This is a genomic window from Polaromonas sp. P1_E1_2, from assembly GCF_056406035.1.
Window position 1 is genome coordinate 1 of sequence record NZ_JBFUAZ010000913.1, and the last position, 1,095, is coordinate 1,095.

The 1,095-nt window shown below is 61.1% G+C and carries 2 protein-coding genes and 1 other RNA gene; all 3 read left to right on the plus strand.

Annotated elements, in window-relative coordinates; genetic code table 11:
• Positions 1-187: 187 nt before the first annotated feature.
• The 3 genes from AC1D1P_RS24030 to ssrS all read left to right on the plus strand — a co-directional run bounded on the left by AC1D1P_RS24030 (position 188) and on the right by ssrS (position 1,005).
• Positions 188-427 carry a DUF904 domain-containing protein gene (locus AC1D1P_RS24030; protein WP_477646586.1) on the plus strand — a complete coding sequence of 80 codons (240 nt, stop codon included), beginning with the start codon at positions 188-190 and terminating at the stop codon, positions 425-427.
• On the plus strand, positions 424-759 hold the full coding sequence (locus tag AC1D1P_RS24035; protein ID WP_477674747.1) for a cell division protein ZapA: 336 nt from the start codon (positions 424-426) through the stop codon (positions 757-759). The genes AC1D1P_RS24030 and AC1D1P_RS24035 overlap by 4 nt, the downstream gene beginning before the upstream one ends.
• 66 nt (positions 760-825) lie before the next feature.
• Positions 826-1,005: non-coding RNA, 6S RNA (ssrS, locus tag AC1D1P_RS24040), on the plus strand.
• Positions 1,006-1,095 lie beyond the last annotated feature (90 nt).

Genomic DNA, 1,095 nt, shown 5'->3' on the forward strand with positions numbered 1-1,095 from the left:
CCGTTGCGGGGGCAGCGCAGGTTAAAGGTCTCGGCGCCAGCGAATCAGGTTGACCTGATGCATGGCTTTGACCCCCTCCTGCTTCCCGTTGAACTGCAGCGTGCGAACCACACTGCGGGCACCAACAGGGCAGATTCTACGCGGGCCTTCCCCATGTCCGGCCGCAAACCCTACAATCGGAGCTGCCATGTCGAACCAAACCCAAATCGACCAGATCGTCGAACGCGTTGAGCGGCTCCTGCTGCGCTATGAGGAGCTGCAGCGTACCAACGAGCTCCTGGTGGAGCAGGTCGGCGTTCTGACGCACGAACGCGACTCCCTCAAATCGCGGCTGGGCGCGGCACGCGCCCGTGTGGATGCACTGCTGGAGCGCCTGCCCGAAACCAACGGGCACGCCGTCAAAAACACTGTGGGAACCGAGTCATGAAACAGCTCGAAGTGCAGATCATGGGCCAAAGCTATTTGCTGGGCTGCCCCGAAAATGGCGACGCCCGAATGCTGGACGCCGTGAACCGTGTTGACATGGCCATGTGCAGGATTCGCGATGCCGGGAAAATCAAGGCACGTGACCGCATTGCCGTTCTGGCGGCGCTCAATCTCGCCTTTGAGCTCCCCGAGCGCACGCCAAACGCTACGCCCACACCCGCCGCGGCAACAGCGGAAACAACCGCCAGTGCTGGCGAAACAACGCATCCGCAACTCACAGCCTTGCTACAGCGGCTTGACACGGCCCTGGGCGTTGACGGCCGCCTGCTTTAAGCCCGCGCACCCCTGCGGTAAATCACTCCCTACTTCGCGCGCGAGGGCCGCAAAGGCCTACAATGAACATGTCTGCGATGCGCATTGGGCTTTATATTTCCTTGAACCAATGCTCTTCGAGCACGGGCTTGGTAAATTGTCCGGCAGGTGTGATCGTCTCGCGTCAGACGAACCCGAAACCTGACTGCCCTCGCCCACCTGAACCCCGGTTCAGGATGACGGTCCAGTGGCACTCGCAGACACCTTTCTTTTCTTGTCCCGGATCCGAACGGAATCCAGGCCGCGAACAAAAACAATAGCCGGTTGTGGGCCCAGCCCGCCGTGCCACAGCAGATC

Excerpts from the sequence above, each read along its gene's own strand:
- AC1D1P_RS24030 (WP_477646586.1), top strand. The coding sequence starts at position 188 with ATGTCGAACCAAACCCAAATCGACCAGATCGTCGAACGCGTTGAGCGG.
- AC1D1P_RS24035 (WP_477674747.1), top strand. The coding sequence starts at position 424 with ATGAAACAGCTCGAAGTGCAGATCATGGGCCAAAGCTATTTGCTGGGC.